This is a genomic window from Halobacillus litoralis (assembly GCF_020524025.1).
Classification (GTDB): domain Bacteria; phylum Bacillota; class Bacilli; order Bacillales; family Halobacillaceae; genus Halobacillus; species Halobacillus litoralis_D.
Map to the genome: position 1 here is coordinate 22,063 of NZ_JAIVKN010000001.1, position 15,835 is coordinate 37,897.

At 41.4% G+C, this 15,835-nt stretch carries 12 protein-coding genes; all 12 read left to right on the top strand.

Annotated features, from left to right (window positions below):
* Positions 1 to 8 precede the first annotated feature (8 nt).
* The 12 genes from LC036_RS00180 (at position 9) to LC036_RS00235 (ending at position 15,830) form a co-directional block, all read left to right on the top strand.
* Complete coding sequence (locus tag LC036_RS00180; RefSeq protein WP_226576524.1) at positions 9 to 2,879, top strand: 2-oxoglutarate dehydrogenase E1 component; 2,871 nt, start codon at positions 9 to 11, stop codon at positions 2,877 to 2,879.
* Positions 2,876 to 4,183, top strand: a complete 1,308-nt coding sequence (odhB, locus tag LC036_RS00185; protein ID WP_226576527.1) for a 2-oxoglutarate dehydrogenase complex dihydrolipoyllysine-residue succinyltransferase — start codon at positions 2,876 to 2,878, stop codon at positions 4,181 to 4,183. Before LC036_RS00180 ends, odhB begins: the two co-directional genes overlap by 4 nt.
* Before the next feature lie 204 nt (positions 4,184 to 4,387).
* Positions 4,388 to 4,678 carry a hypothetical protein gene (locus LC036_RS00190; RefSeq protein WP_226576529.1) on the top strand — a complete coding sequence of 97 codons (291 nt, stop codon included), beginning with the start codon at positions 4,388 to 4,390 and terminating at the stop codon, positions 4,676 to 4,678.
* 29 nt (positions 4,679 to 4,707) lie between these two features.
* Positions 4,708 to 5,451 carry a membrane protein insertase YidC gene (yidC, locus tag LC036_RS00195; RefSeq protein WP_226576532.1) on the top strand — a complete coding sequence of 248 codons (744 nt, stop codon included), beginning with the start codon at positions 4,708 to 4,710 and terminating at the stop codon, positions 5,449 to 5,451.
* Positions 5,452 to 5,850: 399 nt separating this feature from the next.
* Entirely contained in the window at positions 5,851 to 7,014 is a 1,164-nt protein-coding gene (gene yhbH, locus LC036_RS00200; protein ID WP_226576534.1) for a sporulation protein YhbH, read from the top strand.
* Between the two features lie 139 nt (positions 7,015 to 7,153).
* Positions 7,154 to 8,656 carry a potassium/proton antiporter gene (locus tag LC036_RS00205; protein ID WP_226576536.1) on the top strand — a complete coding sequence of 501 codons (1,503 nt, stop codon included), beginning with the start codon at positions 7,154 to 7,156 and terminating at the stop codon, positions 8,654 to 8,656.
* A 215-nt stretch (positions 8,657 to 8,871) separates the two neighbouring features.
* Entirely contained in the window at positions 8,872 to 9,687 is an 816-nt protein-coding gene (gene proC, locus LC036_RS00210; protein ID WP_226576537.1) for a pyrroline-5-carboxylate reductase, read from the top strand.
* 93 nt (positions 9,688 to 9,780) lie between these two features.
* Positions 9,781 to 10,260: a PH domain-containing protein gene (locus LC036_RS00215; protein ID WP_226576539.1), complete on the top strand. Its 480-nt coding sequence runs from the start codon at positions 9,781 to 9,783 to the stop codon at positions 10,258 to 10,260.
* The gene (locus LC036_RS00220; RefSeq protein WP_226576541.1) at positions 10,253 to 11,737 is read left to right on the top strand and encodes a PH domain-containing protein; all 1,485 of its coding nucleotides are present in this window, start codon (positions 10,253 to 10,255) and stop codon (positions 11,735 to 11,737) included. The genes LC036_RS00215 and LC036_RS00220 overlap by 8 nt, the downstream gene beginning before the upstream one ends.
* Positions 11,738 to 12,303: 566 nt before the next feature.
* Positions 12,304 to 13,596 carry an NCS2 family permease gene (locus tag LC036_RS00225; RefSeq protein ID WP_226576543.1) on the top strand — a complete coding sequence of 431 codons (1,293 nt, stop codon included), beginning with the start codon at positions 12,304 to 12,306 and terminating at the stop codon, positions 13,594 to 13,596.
* Positions 13,597 to 14,120: 524 nt separating this feature from the next.
* On the top strand, positions 14,121 to 14,744 hold the full coding sequence (gene safA / locus LC036_RS00230; RefSeq protein ID WP_226576545.1) for a SafA/ExsA family spore coat assembly protein: 624 nt from the start codon (positions 14,121 to 14,123) through the stop codon (positions 14,742 to 14,744).
* Between the two features lie 126 nt (positions 14,745 to 14,870).
* Complete coding sequence (locus tag LC036_RS00235; protein WP_226576547.1) at positions 14,871 to 15,830, top strand: helical backbone metal receptor; 960 nt, start codon at positions 14,871 to 14,873, stop codon at positions 15,828 to 15,830.
* Positions 15,831 to 15,835: the final 5 nt, after the last annotated feature.

Sequence of the window (15,835 nt, forward strand, 5' to 3'; positions counted from 1 at the left end):
ACAACTACATGGAGGTATTCAACGTGTCTAAACAAGGCTCCACTCAAAGATTTTGGAAAAATTTCCATGGCCCTAATATGGGGTATGTCGAAGAACAATTCGAATTATATGAAAAAGATCCAAGTGCTGTCGATCCTTCATTAAAGGATATTTTCGATGAGCACGGAGCTCCTGAATGGATGGAAAGCGGGACGGCTGCTGAACACAGCGCTGCTATGCCTTCAGAAGCGAACATTGCAAAAATCACCTCGGCATTAAAACTTGTTGAGGCTATTCGTCGTCATGGTCATCTACAAGCTAATATTTACGCTGTAGGCAGTGATGAGCGACCTAAAACAAATTTGCTTGATTTAGAAACATACGGATTACAAGAAGAAGACTTGAAAGCTATTCCAGCCGAATGGGTATGGCCGGACTCTCCTATGAAATTGGAGAATGCTCTTCAAGTAGTCAACATACTTAAAGAAAGATATGCAGGGACCATTTCTTTTGAATTTGGACATGTCAACAATGAAGATGAAAGAAAATGGCTTCAGAATCGAGTTGACACCGGGTCCTATCAGGTCACTCTTACAAATGAAGAAAAAACACAGCTGCTTCACCGTCTGGCAGAAGTGGAAGGTTTTGAAAACTTTCTTGCCAAGACCTTTGTTGCACAAAAGCGATTTTCTATTGAAGGACTGGATGTAATGGTTCCTATGCTTGATCACATCATCCAATCGGCTTCAGGAGATCGAATCAAACATATTATGATGGGGATGGCTCACAGGGGCCGATTGAATGTACTTGCCCATATTCTTGGTAAACCATATGAACGTATTTTTTCTGAATTCCATCTCTCGCCTGATAAAGAACTGGTTCCTTCAGAAGGTTCTACGGGAATTAACTATGGTTGGACTGGAGACGTAAAGTATCATTTCGGTGCAAGAAGAGAAATTGAAAATGGGGAGCAGTCGGCAACAAGAGTTACATTAAGTCACAATCCTTCCCACCTTGAGTATGTAAATCCAGTGGTAGAAGGCTTCGCTCGTGCAGCACAAGATGACCGCACGGAACCTGGCTATGCAAAAATGGACGAGGATGAAGCATTCGGACTTCTTATTCATGGAGACGCTGCCTTTATTGGAGAAGGTGTTGTAGCAGAGACTTTGAACATGAGTGACCTTCCAGGATACCGTACAGGTGGAACGGTTCATATTATTGCGAACAACCTTGTCGGTTTTACGACCAATCGCAAAGATGGACGCTCTACACGATATGCCAGTGATTTGGCAAAAGGTTTTGAGATTCCTGTTCTTCATGTAAATGCTGATGATCCATCGGCGTGCTTATCAGCAATGTCCCTCGCCTATGAGTACCGTCAGAAATTCCATAAAGACTTCTTAATTGACCTGGTTGGTTATCGACGTTTTGGACACAACGAAATGGATGAACCGAGATCCACACAGCCAAAATTGTATAAAGAAATTGATGACCACCCAACAGCGGCGGCTATTTATGAAAAGCAATTGCAGGACGAATCAGTTGTTGAAGAAGGCGCACTGCAGCAAATGAAGGAAGAGATTGAGAAGAAACTGCGTGATATTTATAACAATATGGGCGAACATGAAACGCCATCTCCGGATGTGAAGGATCGACCGAGTGGAGTAGAACAAGCCTTAGATGAAATTGAAACAGCTGTAGACCTTGAAAGACTGCGAGGGTTAAATGAAGGTCTGCTGAAGCGTCCGGAAGGATTTAATGGCTTTAAAAAGCTTGAAAAAATTCTTCAACGCCGTAGTAAAATGCTCGATGATGGCCAAAAAGTAGATTGGGCAACAGCAGAAGCGCTCGCATTTGCTTCTATTTTAGAAGATGGAATCCCAATTCGACTTACTGGACAGGACTCTGAACGAGGTACCTTTGCTCACCGTCATCTTGTTCTTCACGATGTTGAAACAGGAGAAACTTACTGTCCAATGCACGGATTGGAACAGGCGGAGGCATCGTTTGATATCCATAACAGCCCATTGTCTGAAGCGGGGGTTATTGGATTTGAATACGGCTATAGTGTCCAGGCTCCTGAGGCTCTCGTTTTATGGGAAGCGCAGTTCGGCGACTTTGCAAATGCAGGTCAAGTAATCTTTGACCAATTTGTCTCTGCCGGGCGTGCAAAATGGGGTGAAAAATCCAACATGGTCTTCTTACTGCCACATGGCTATGAAGGTCAGGGACCTGAACACTCAAGCGCGAGACTGGAGCGTTTCTTGCAGTTAGCTGCAGAAAATAACTGGACGGTTGCGAACGTTACATCTTCAGCTCAATACTTCCATCTGCTGAGAAGGCAGGCGGCAATCAGCAATCAAGAAGAAGCGCGGCCTCTTGTTTTGATGACACCGAAAAGCCTGCTGCGCAACCAACGTGTAGCGGTTTCCGGAGAACAATTCAGCAATGGAAAGTTCCAACCAGTTATGAAACAACCGGTGATCTCTGAAGGAAAAGACAAGGAAAAAGTGACGTCCCTTCTATTGGGAAGCGGAAAGATCATGGTAGACATTGAAGATAAAATCGAAAATACAGATCAAACTTTCGAAACGATTGATGCTGTTCGTATTGAGCAGATTTATCCTTTCCCTGAGAAACAGCTGGAAGGAATTTTAGAGTCTTACCCGAATCTGAAAGAACTCGTATGGGTCCAGGAAGAGCCGCAGAACATGGGAAGCTGGTACTTTGTTGAGGGCATTCTTCACCGGTTATTGAAAGATGGACAAATTCACAGATACGTGGGACGTCCACACCGTGCATCGCCTTCAGTTGGAGAACCGAACATCCATAAAACAGAGCAGAATCGAATCATTCATGAAGCACTACAGATGTCTAAAGGGGGAGAAACAAAATGAAGGAAATTAAGGTTCCTGAATTAGCTGAATCCATTACAGAAGGTACGATCGCAGAGTGGCTGGTCAAAAAAGGGGATCAAGTGGAAAAAGGCGATCCTATACTTGAACTTGAGACAGACAAAGTAAATGTAGAAGTGAATGCAGATGCAAGTGGTGTTATTGCTGAGTTGTTAAAAGAAGAAGGTGATGATGTCGAAGTAGGAGATGTCATTGCTAAAGTCGATGAAAACGGAGAAGCTGGTGGAGCATCCAGTGACTCTTCTGATGATACAGATAATAACGAAAGCAAAGAGCAGGACGAACCTCAATCGGAGCAGAAAGAGAAGAAAGAATCTCAACCTGCTCCTGAGGAGAAGAAAGAATCTTCCGGAAATGGTACAAAAGATGTGGTGGCAACCCCTGCAGCTCGGAAACGTGCCCGTGAGCTCGGAATTGACTTAAGCAAAATCTCAGCTCGTGATCCATTAGGTCGAATTCGTCCTGAAGACGTAGATGAAGCGGCTAAAGGTGGGCAGAAAGAAGATTCCAAGTCTACTTCTAAATCTACTTCTGATGAAAAGCCGAAGAAAGAGAAGAAAGAATCGGAAAAAACAGAGTTTGAGAAGCCGGTAGAGCGAATTAAGATGTCGCGTCGTCGTCAGACGATTGCGAAGCGTCTGGTGGAAGCGCAGCAGGAATCAGCTATGCTTACAACCTTCAACGAAGTTGATATGACGAATGTTATGAAACTTCGTAGTGAACGTAAAGAATCTTTCCAGAAAAAACATGACATTAAGCTTGGCTTCATGTCTTTCTTTACAAAAGCCGCAGTCGGCGCATTGAAAGAGTTCCCGCTTATTAATGCGGAAATTCAAGGCAATGAAATAATTAAGAAACAGTTTTATGATATCGGTATGGCGGTATCTACAGACGAAGGCCTTGTCGTCCCTGTTGTACGTGATGCAGATCGCCTGGATTTTGCAGGAATTGAGAAAGGCATTGCGGATCTTGCGACGAAAGCTCGTAACAAGGAGCTGCAGCTTGGTGACCTCCAGGGAGGTTCCTTTACCATTACAAACGGAGGCATCTTCGGTTCCATGCTTTCCACACCTATTCTGAATGCCCCGCAAGTAGGGATTCTAGGATTGCATAACATTGAGAAACGTGCAAAAGTGATGCCTGATGATACCATTGAAGCACGCCCGATGATGTATATTGCTCTGTCTTACGATCACAGAATCGTAGACGGAAAAGATGCCGTTCAGTTTCTGCGTAGAATTAAAGAGATGATTGAAGATCCATACGACTTATTGTTAGAAGGTTAATATTTCAGCCCGCCGGCATCCCACCGGCGGGCTTTTTATTATGAACTTATGTGGGAAGAGATAGAAGAGAGGCGTTATGCGGAGAAGTTGTTCGTATACACTTTTATGTGCATTTTTCAAAATGAAGCGTGTTGAACTTTCTTGAAACTTTTAGTATGGTTATTCGTAGATACAGTAAAGACATAACTAGAAAAGAGAGTATGTATGAGTATACTACTGGAAACGTTAGATGGATCTTATGATCTGTTGTTTCTTTCAATTTATATAAGTTTATTAGTCAGTGTCGCTCTTGAAACCATTTGGAGGCATATGGTTACAGATACATCCAAATGGATGGGGTCACATCAAATGGTTTCCAACCATAACCATTTAGAAATAACTCCACTGGGTCACTTGGTAGAATTCATCAATGAAGTCATCCATTGGCTTCAACGGACGGTGAGACGTAAAGACAGTTCAGATGACGGTGACCACCTGCTCTTTATTCGCTTCTAGCAATATACGAATAAAGAGGAGGATAAACTTTGAAACGTTTAACATTTATTATGGCAATGATCGGCATGGTATTGGCAGGATGCACTCCTGCTCAGGGGAGTGGAAATGAAGGGTTTTTTAATCAATTTTTTGTACAACCCTTCGTGTCGGCTATTAAGGTAACCGCTGAAGCTTTTGGTGACAACTATGGGATTTCCATTATCATTATTACCTTGGTTGTCCGCTTTTTACTAATGCCGCTGATGTTGAAAACGTATAAGAACAGCCAGAATATGCGTGTGAAAATGGAAGCTGTCAAACCGGAATTGACCGATATTCAGAATCGAATGAAAGCAGCAGAAAATGCTGAGGAAAAACAGAAACTGCAGTCAGAATTGATGAATGTATATAAATCAAATGATATTAATCCTATGAATATGGGATGTCTGCCAATCTTAATTCAAATGCCGATCTTTATGGGCGTTTATTATGCCATTCGAAGCTCGGAAGAAATCGCTTCACATTCTTTTCTTTGGTTCAATCTTGGAGAATCAGATGTTACGATGGCCTTAATTGCAGGCGTTCTGTATTTCGTTCAATATAAAGTCTCTCTTATTGGGATGCCTGAACAGCAGCAATCCCAAATGAAAATGATCGGTCTGTTATCTCCGGTTATGATTTTGATTATATCGTTTACCGCTCCATCGGCTTTGCCATTGTACTGGGTGGTAGGGGGACTTTTCCTGATACTTCAAACATTACTATCCAAAAAACTATATGCTCAAACCAGCTAAACCCAACCCCTGCTCATTCTTCGTAGCAGGGGTTTTTTCTTCAGCTGAATTGTGTAAGACGCGATTCCAAAATTCCGGGGTACTGCGCGGTCCTGGTACATTGTTAGGTCCTACAGAGCCGGGGGAGCTCAACATACGCTTATGGGACGGGTGATTCCCCGGCTCTCCTGGAACCAGCTGATGTAACGGAAACAGTGGATGTATTTCGAAACTGAGCCTTCAGAATAAGGGGCTTTTCTTTATGTAGGGTTGTTTAACTAGAGAGCATGATCTGATTGATCATTTGAACATTTTTCACAAAAAATATCGGCACAAATATTCTTTAGATAGGTCAATATGTTTCATCCATTTACGTGGACCTGCATACGATAGAGTAATACTCGATTAGGAGGGAATAAAATGGATGAAGAGAAGAGTTTTGTAATCGCCGAAGACGACTGGTCCCTCCATCGGAAAGGCTACGACGATCAGCGGCGACATCAGGAAAAAGTTAAGGATGCGATGAGCAAACAGTTGCCTGACCTTATTACAGAAGAAAATATTGTGATGTCGAATGGAAAACGTGTCGTTAAGATTCCTATACGTTCACTTGATGAATATAAAATCCGTTACAATCATGAAAAGAATAAACATGCAGGACAAGGTGAAGGAGATAGCGAGGTTGGTGATGTCGTTGCACAAGCGCCGCAACAGTCAAAAGCTAAGCCTGGAGATGGAGATGGAGCTGGTGATCAAGCCGGCGAAGATTATTATGAAGCAGAGATTTCACTAGCTGAATTAGAAGAAGCATTGTTTAAGGAGTTAACATTACCGAACTTAGATGAAAAAGAAAAAGATAATATTCTTCACACAGATATCGAGTTTAGTGATATCCGTAAAACAGGATTGACTGGAAACATCGATAAGAAAAGAACCATGCTTGAGGCGTATAAGAGGAATGCTCTGGGCGGTGAGGCATCGTTTGCGCCGATTTACCCGGAAGATATCCGTTTCAAAACGTGGAATGAGAAAACAAAACCAGAATCAAAAGCTGTTGTTATCGCGATGATGGATACAAGTGGTTCTATGGGACAGTGGGAAAAATACATGGCAAGAAGCTTTTTCTTCTGGATGACCCGTTTCTTAAATAGAAACTATGAGACGGTTGATATTGAATTCGTAGCCCATCACACCCAGGCCAAGGTAGTCAGTGAAGAAGACTTCTTTTCTAAAGGAGAAAGTGGCGGAACCATCTGCTCTTCCGCTTACCGAAAAGCTTTGGAGCTGATTGAAACAAAATACTCACCTGACCGGTACAACATCTACCCATTCCACTTTTCGGATGGAGATAATTTAACATCGGATAACAAAAGGTGCCTAGGTTTAATCGAGCAGTTAATCGAAGTATCCCAGATGTTTGGGTATGGAGAAGTTAACCAATACAATCGATCCTCAAGTTTAATGCAGGCCTATAAATCAATTGATCACCCTAAGTTTCGATATTATATCCTGAGAAGAAAAGCGGATGTTTTTCATGCTATGAAACAATTCTTCAGTGAACAGGTAGAGGAAATGTTTAGTTGATGAAAGACGAGAGTCAAGCAGCGTATGGCTGCTTGACTTTTTTTGTGGTTACAAAACCTTTATAAGTATATGTTCACCCTTCCAAATGAGTTCCTTGTTATAATAGTGATTGAAAAAGCATGAAAAAGGGGTTCGTTTTATGATTCAGGAGATTTTAGAATCAAATCAATTCATTATGCTGATGGCATTATTGTTAATTATCAGCATTGTGGTTACAAAATTCTCTTCGCGATTAGGTGTGCCATCTCTGGTCCTATTTATTGCAGTAGGGATGATGGTAGGCAATGAGGGACTTGGATTTATTCATTTTGATAATTCAGAAATTGCTCAGCTGGTGGGCGTCATTGCCTTAATCGTTATCTTGTTTGAGGGGGGAATGCTCACAAAATGGAAAGAAATCCGTCCAGTCATTGCGCCTTCCATTACATTAGCCACGGTAGGAGTTGTTGTGACCACTTCTATTGTTGCTGTAGCTGCAAAATTCATTTTACATATTGGCTGGCTCGAAGCCTTGCTCGTTGGAGCTATCGTGGGTTCAACGGATGCTGCAGCTGTATTTGCTGTGTTAAAAGGGAAAAATGTAAATAGCAGACTGGAAGCCACTCTGGAGGCAGAATCAGGTACGAATGATCCGATGGCTGTATTCCTGACTATTAGTTTTATTCAATTACTGACGATGGATCACGTGAATATCTATGGAATGGTCGGTTCATTTTTTTGGCAGATGGGTGCCGGTCTGGCTGTCGGCATAGCTGTTGGTTACATAGGAAGCTTTTCTTTAAATCGAATTAATCTCGATTCAAGTGGACTTTATCCTTTATTTGCCTTAGGGTTTGCATTTCTTTCTTATAGCTCAAGTTCTCTTCTGCAGGCGAGTGGTTTACTCGCTGTCTACATAACTGCCGTTTTTATAGGTAATGCAGAGTTAGCCTATCGTTATTCCATCTTACGTTTTCATGAAGGATTTGGCTGGATGGCGCAGATTCTTATGTTTATTATCCTTGGGTTATTTGTCACACCTTCAGAAGTATTTACCTGGTCCGTCATGTCTGGGGGGCTTTTTATCGCACTTGTTCTTATCTGTGTGGCAAGGCCGATAGCTACCTTTTTAAGTTTAGCTGGGTTTTCATTCAATTGGAAAGAAAAAATATTCTTATCCTGGGCTGGGCTGAGAGGAGCTGTGCCGATTGTATTAGCCATTTTTCCTATGTTGGCTGGAATTGGAAACAGCCCGACAATATTTAATGTCGTTTTCTTTGCTGTATTAACATCGGCACTGGTTCAGGGTTCCTCTATAACCTGGGTAGCTGAACGTTTTAATCTCGTTTCTGATAAGCTTGGAAATCCAATTCATTCTTTGGAGCTTATATCCATTGGGAAAGCGAATGTAGAAATGATTGAATTTGAAGTAACTGAACAAAACGTCGTTGTAGGTAAAACACTTGAAGATATGGAACTGCCCGATCGAGCGTTAATCAATGCGATCATTCGGGAAGGAGATGTGATTACTCCTTACGGTCAAACGGAGATAAAAGCTGGGGACACGCTCTATATTCTTGTATCAAGAAAAAGTAAAAAAGAAGTGAAGAAATTGTTAGAAGCCATTGATGAAGATAATGCCCACGAAAAAAGCCGAGCTTAAGTCAGCTCGGCTTTTTTCGTAGCAGCTATGATATTTTGGGCGTTTCTTTATGATATGAAGAATACATCTATTATTATATGTAAGATCGTGGTATTTGTAAACCTTTTCTAATAAAAACATGAAATATTTACTAGGCGGCCTTTAAGAACGGTCGTAATGAATTGTGTGGTCGACAATCTTCCTATACAATAAGAATCACCAAGGAGGGATGTACGGTGGATAAACGAATAGGTTTCATAGGCTGTGGTCAGATGGGACAGGCGATGATTCAGGGGATGATTGACTCTGGAATTGTCCGTGCTGATCAAATCGCTGCAACAGCTCTATCCGATGAAACGATCGATTTTGTAACGGATGAATATGGCATTCATATATCAAATGATAATAAAAAGTTAGCGAGAGAAAGTGATTTGTTATTCCTTGCAGTTAAACCTTATGTTTATCAAGGTGTAATTCAGGAAATTCGCCATGAGGTGCAGGAAGACACGGTTGTTGTTACAGTAGCGGCAGGAATAACTCTTGAGTCGATGGAAAATGCTTTTCAACGGAATGTAAAAGTTATCCGGTCGATGCCGAACACGCCATCACTTATTGGAGCAGGGATGAGTGTACTCTGTCCAAATGCTTTTGTAACGACAGAGGAACTTGCCGGAGTCATGGAGTTGTTTGAAAGCTTTGGGGAAGCTGAAGTAGTGGAGGAAAAACTAATGGATGCGGTTCCTGCTGTAAGTGGTTCGTCGCCAGCTTTTGTCTACATGCTTATTGAAGCGATGGCGGATGCGGCGGTTCAGCAAGGTTTCCCTAGAGACAAAGCCTACAAAATGGTTTCCCAGACGGTAGAAGGGGCAGCGAAGATGGTAAAAGAAACAGGCAGACATCCAGGCGAGTTGAAGGATGCGGTCTGCACACCGGGTGGGACAACGATCGCCGGAGTAACGAAACTTGAAGAAGTTGGTTTCCGCAGCTCCATTATTAAGGGAATGACGGCTTGTACTGAAAAATCCAGGGAATTGTCTCAAAGTAAAGAGTGAAACATCAGGCCGGGCATTTTTGTTCGGCTTTTTTGTTAGCCTTATGAAACATAGGCTTCACTTGTAACGTAAAGAACTATAGGAGGTGGAAGAATGGAACGACAACCAGTCCAACGAATATCAAAAAGAGCGCTGACTTTATGGCGGATTTACGGTGGGATCCAATTTAGTATTCTGCTGCTAATAAGCATAGGTCTTGTCGTAGCCACTGTGTTATGGGAGTGGCCCTGGTGGATAACAGCTGTTGCTGCTGCTTTACTTTTAATCGATGCGGTTGTTTTTATATGGATTGTCCCGGGTCTTCGATGGAAGCGGTGGAGATATGAGGTTACAGAACAGGATATTGATTTACAGTATGGAATCTTTATTATTACTCGAACTCTTGTACCTATGGTTCGTGTTCAACATGTGGACACAGAGCAGGGGCCATTGCTTAGAAAATTCAAACTATCAACAATCAGCATTTCTACGGCAGCTACGATACATAAAATACCTGCACTGGACGAACGTGAAGCTGAACGCCTCAGGCAGTCCATATCTTCATTAGCAAGGGTGGCTGAAGACGATGTATGAACCTAAGAGGCTTCATCCGATTTCCTCTGTCATTAACTTTGTCAAGACACTGAAAGACGCTGCCCTCCCATTATTGCTTGTCTTCGTACTTAACGGCAATATATTCAGTGGAGACGTTGATTGGATTCCGCTGCTTATTTGGATAGGGGTCTTATTCCTTGTGCTGATCTCCGGGGTAATCCGTTGGCTGCGTTTCTCCTATTGGATGGAAGAAGGAGAACTCCGTATAGAATATGGGTTTATTTTCAGAAAGAAGAGGTACATTCCGGTTGACCGTATACAGAGCCTGGACTTTTCAGAAGGTATTTTTCACCGCCCGCTTAACTTAGTAAAGGTGTCTGTTGAAACAGCAGGATCAACAGGCAGCCAGAATGCGGAAGCTGAGCTTACGGCAATCCGACGAGAGGAAGCAAAAGAACTTGAAACCTTGATTTTCCAGGAAAAAAGTGGATATGTATCGACGGGCGAGGAAGCGGATGATGCTGATATAGAAGCAGCACAGAGTCCGCGTGAAAAAGTATATGGCATGGACATGAAAGACATCGTCCTCATGGCCATCACATCTGGTGGGGCAGGAGTTGTATTATCCGGGGTTATTGCATTTTTTTCTCAAATTATGGACAATCTCCCTATTGGGAAGATCTATGATGAAATTCTTGATTGGATTCAGATTGGAGTTTTAGTTGTCGCGTTTACGGCATTTGTGGTCTTACTCATTGCTTATGCTATCTCCATTGTGCTGACTATATTCCGATATGCTAATTTCGCTGTTTACTTGGAAGCAGATGATTTGATTATTACAAGAGGATGGCTTGAGAAGAAACAAATGACGATTCCGATAAATAGAATTCAAGGCATCCGGATTGATGAGAATTTGATTCGTCAACCAATGGGGTATGCATCCGTCACCTTAATTAGTGCCGGAGGATCTGTCTTAAAAAATGATGAACATCAATTACGAATGTTACCCATGATTAAAAAGAATGAAATTCAGAAAGTACTGAAAATGATTCTCTCTGATTATCAGATGGTTGATGAGTTTAAACAACCACCATCAAGATCCAAATACAGGTATATGATCCGCCATTCCTGGCTGGGCTTTCTAGCAGCTGTACCTGTAAGCATCTTCTTTTTCCCGTATGGTCTGTTATCAATCTCAGCCGGTATATTTCTCGTCTTCCTTGGAGGGATGGCCTATCGGGATGCAGGCTGGAATGCATACGATACACAGTTGACTTTGCGCTCAAGAATCATTATCAAACAAACCTATTTGATGAAGAAACACAGGGTGCAGGCAGCCTCTGGAATTCAAACTCTTTTCCAAAAACGGGCTGATTTATCTAGTGTAAAATTGACACTGACGTCTGGGGGCGGGGCAGCCGTTGCTCAGTGTCATTATCTTGAAGAAAAAGATGTAAGCCATATTTTAAACTGGTATTTATCATCCAGAAGAGAAGAAAAACCGGCAGAAAGTTGATGTTTATGCCGGTTTTTTGTTTGCCTGTTTTTATTATTCATAAACATTTTTAAAACGACGGATTTTATACTTTTTCCTTCTATAGGTAGTAGATGGTTGAAAAGTGAAAAAGCAGTTATGACTAATAGGTATACTTTTGACGTTCTACTCAAAAGCTTCTAATGGCGTATAAAAATAGAAATACACATACATGTTACACTTATGTGCTTCGGTACATATGACTGACTATGGTTCTGCTTTTACTGATAGGTCAGTTAAAATGAGAAACGATTTGAGAAGGATAGACAAATAGGTTGGGCGTAGCTGGGGAAGTTTCTTACGCTTTAAAATAAAGGATCTATTATCCGGTTTTATAAAAGGTGGTTATAAAAGGATTAACCATGTCAAATTTTACTGTGACAGAAAAGAAAGAGGGTTTTTCCTATTACATAGGAGCGATCATGACTGCTGTGAAAGGGAATTGAAAATTAAAACCGAATAATATCCCTTTATCATTGATTTTTGTTCGTGAAAATATTATTATGGTAAACGGCTTGTTATTAATAGGAAAGATTGGTGTTTCATATATGAGGAAATTCTTTCGATTAGATCAAAATCATACAAACGTAAAAACAGAAATACTTGCTGGAATTACAACTTTTTTAACGATGGTTTATATCGTTGTTGTTAATCCAGCTATCTTGTCAAATGCAGGTGTACCGTTTGATCAAGTGTTTATGGCAACCATTATTGCAGCGGTAGTTGGAACACTTATTATGGCTTTCGGGGCTAACTACCCTATCGCTATTGCACCGGGAATGGGATTGAACGCCTATTTTGTCACGGAGGTTGTGCAGCAGGACGTCAGTTACTCAGTTATACTGGGAGCTGTATTTGTGTCCGGGGTACTTTTTGTTATTTTAAGTATGACAAGTTTAAGAAAAACTTTAATTATGGCTATTCCTGCTTCTTTGAAGTATGGAATTACTTCAGGAATTGGTTTATTTATCGCGTTTCTTGGACTTAGAATGTCAGGAATTATTGTTGAAAGTGATACAACTCTGGTCACTTTAGGGGATCTGATGGCGCCTGGAACTCTCCTTACTATTTTTGGTCTGTTTGTTACATTGGCTCTAATTGCGAGAAACGTAACAGGTGGTTTATTCATCGGGATGTTTATAACTGGACTGGTAGGTTTCTTCACAGGTCAATTACAGTTGGAAGGGTTTATGGATACTCCTCCGGCCCCTGTCTTCTGGGATATGGATATCGGAGCTGTTTTCAGCAATGGTTTGTACACTGTCATTTTTGCTTTTCTACTTGTTACAATTTTTGATACAACCGGAACAATGATCGGGGTAGCAGAACAGGCTGGTTTCATTAGAAAAGACGGGAGTTTACCAAAAGCACGTGCAGCTTTAATGGCAGATGCTTCTGCTACAACTGTGGGAGCTATGTTTGGTACCAGTCCTTCCTCTGCCTACATTGAGTCTTCCTCAGGTGTAGCTGCCGGGGGACGTACAGGATTGACTACGACGGTTGTTGCCTTTCTTTTTATCCTTTCTATGTTTTTCGCGCCTGTCATAGGTGCAGTGTCAGGACTTCCGGCTATTACGGCACCTGTTTTAATTATTGTTGGCTGTTTCATGATGGAAGGGTTAGCGAAGATTAACTGGGGATCTTTTGATGATGCTTTCCCAGCCTTCATCATCATCCTTTCTATGCCTTTAACTTCCAGTATTGCAACAGGAATTGCTTTTGGCTTCATTACGTATCCTGTTTTGAAACTGGTTGTAGGAAAAGGAAAGCAGGTACACTGGATGTTATATATGTTTGCGGTTATCTTTATCTTACAGATGGTCTTTTTCCCAGGACACTAAAGGTGTTTTAGAACTGCCGCTATCAACGATATAGCGGCAGTTTTTTTACAGCAAATCATTAGTATAGACCTTATGTACTGGAAAGGTTTCTCCGTTTGTAGAAAGCAGCCTTGTCAGTTAGTGACAATAAAACTACAAGTGTAAAAGAAAATTGTAGAGAATGGCATGAAAATAAAAAAAGTGTCTATTTGCTGAAACCTTTTTCCATACTTTCTCGTCTTTATATTAGAACAATTTAATTAGTTGAAAGAAGTTATCTGTAAAACATCATTGATTTACCTTCCGGCTCAGAACTATGCCGGCTTGAGTCTGATAATAATAATGAACATGGGCTGACATCTCAGCAACCGGTTGAGGTGACACTCTTGTTTCATTCATAAATGTTTATACCTCCCCTATGGTATAGCACCTGCCGATTGACCACCGGCAGGTGCATTTGTTTTTTCTAAAGTTTTCCTTTATGTACATAATTTTTATATTAAGGGTTAAACTACATCCAACAACAGAAGAAGGAGTGAACAGAAGTGAAAGTATGGATGTGGTTGGGCACACTGTTATTTGCTGCCCTATTGTTTTTACAGGTACCTCAGACAACGCATGCAGAGACGGATACGTACATTGTTAAGAGTGGAGATACCTTGTGGAAAATATCTAAGAAATACAAGATTGGCCTTTCGGAGATTATTAACGCCAACAGTCAATTTAGTAACCCTGACTTAATTTATCCAGGGGATCGAGTAACCATTCCACTGAAATCGGATATTAAGTCCGTAGAGAGTCAAGTGATTGATTTAACAAACCAGGAACGTGCAAAAAATGGCCTGCCGGCTTTGAAGGCTAACTGGCAGCTGTCACGAGTGGCGCGCTACAAATCGAGAGATATGGCGAACAAAGGCTATTTTTCTCACAACTCTCCAACCTATGGGTCACCTTTTGAAATGATGAGAAACTTTAATGTTTCCTATAATCGAGCAGCTGAAAACATTGCTGCGGGCCAGCGTACACCGCAGGAGGTAGTCAATGGATGGATGAACAGCCCCGGCCATAGGAAAAACATTTTAGACCCTAATTTGAGACAAATTGGCGTAGGATATGCTCAAGGAGGCAGTTACGGCCATTATTGGACTCAAATGTTTATATCGCAATAGATATTGAAAAAATTGCCGCATGCATGCGGCAATTTTTTTGTCTTCCTTTACAATCCATTGATTTATGATTATGATGAGTACAGAATTACTTGATAATGATTATCAATTCCAAATGGAGGGTTTACTATGAAAAAACAATGGACAGCATTTTTCATGCTTTTATTTGTTCTATTCCTGGCTGCCTGCGGAAACGCAAATGACGAGCAGACAGTAGAAGATGAAGGGGACAAGAATCAAGAATCAGAGGAAACACGTGTAATTAAACATGAGATGGGGGAAACAGAAATTTCAGGAACACCTGAAAAGGTAGTGGCTCTGGAGTTTTCTTTCGTTGATAACCTTGCTTCACTCGGAGTTTCTCCGGTAGGCATTGCAGATGATAATGATAAAGAGCGTATTATAGAACCGATTCGTGAAGAGATTGAAGATTATACATCCGTTGGAACGAGAAAACAACCATCGCTGGAAGTAATCAGTTCGCTCCAACCAGATTTGATTATTGCAGATATGCAGAGACATAAGGATATTTATGATCAACTATCAGAAATTGCTCCAACAATTATTCTTCCATCTTTGGCAGCGGACTACGAAGGAATTATTGATAGTTTCCAGACAGTATCAAAAGCAATGGGAATGGAAGACAAAGGCGAAGAAGTACTTGCTGAGCATCAACAGAAAATGGAGGAGCTTCGTGCTCAAGTCCCTGAGGATGAAGATCGCACAGTACTGCCGGCGGTTGTAGCTGATAGCGGATATTACGCACATAATATGGAGTCCTACACAGGGTCACTGCTGGAATCTATCGGGTTGAAGAATGCGATTCAGAGTGGTGACGATCGATATAACAAAATTAACTTAGAACAATTGGTTGAATTTAATCCTGATGTTCTCTTCCATATGTCAGCAGGGGACGAGACGGTTGTCACTGAATGGGAGAACAATAGCTTATATCAGGATATTTCAGCTGTGAAGAATGACGAAGTGCATGAAGTGGATCGTAATATGTGGTCTCGTTTTAGAGGTTTAATTTCTTCTGAGAAGATCTTAGAAGACGCTGTTCAATATCTTTACGAAGAACAGAAATGATGAGG

Bases quoted from the DNA above. Each gene is read 5' to 3' on its own strand.
- LC036_RS00215 (WP_226576539.1), top strand. From the start codon at position 9,781: ATGGAACGACAACCAGTCCAACGAATATCAAAAAGAGCGCTGACTTTA.
- LC036_RS00190 (WP_226576529.1), top strand. From the start codon at position 4,388: ATGAGTATACTACTGGAAACGTTAGATGGATCTTATGATCTGTTGTTT.
- LC036_RS00235 (WP_226576547.1), top strand. From the start codon at position 14,871: ATGAAAAAACAATGGACAGCATTTTTCATGCTTTTATTTGTTCTATTC.
- LC036_RS00180 (WP_226576524.1), top strand. From the start codon at position 9: ATGGAGGTATTCAACGTGTCTAAACAAGGCTCCACTCAAAGATTTTGG.
- LC036_RS00220 (WP_226576541.1), top strand. From the start codon at position 10,253: ATGTATGAACCTAAGAGGCTTCATCCGATTTCCTCTGTCATTAACTTT.
- odhB (WP_226576527.1), top strand. From the start codon at position 2,876: ATGAAGGAAATTAAGGTTCCTGAATTAGCTGAATCCATTACAGAAGGT.
- LC036_RS00205 (WP_226576536.1), top strand. From the start codon at position 7,154: ATGATTCAGGAGATTTTAGAATCAAATCAATTCATTATGCTGATGGCA.
- LC036_RS00225 (WP_226576543.1), top strand. From the start codon at position 12,304: ATGAGGAAATTCTTTCGATTAGATCAAAATCATACAAACGTAAAAACA.
- yhbH (WP_226576534.1), top strand. From the start codon at position 5,851: ATGGATGAAGAGAAGAGTTTTGTAATCGCCGAAGACGACTGGTCCCTC.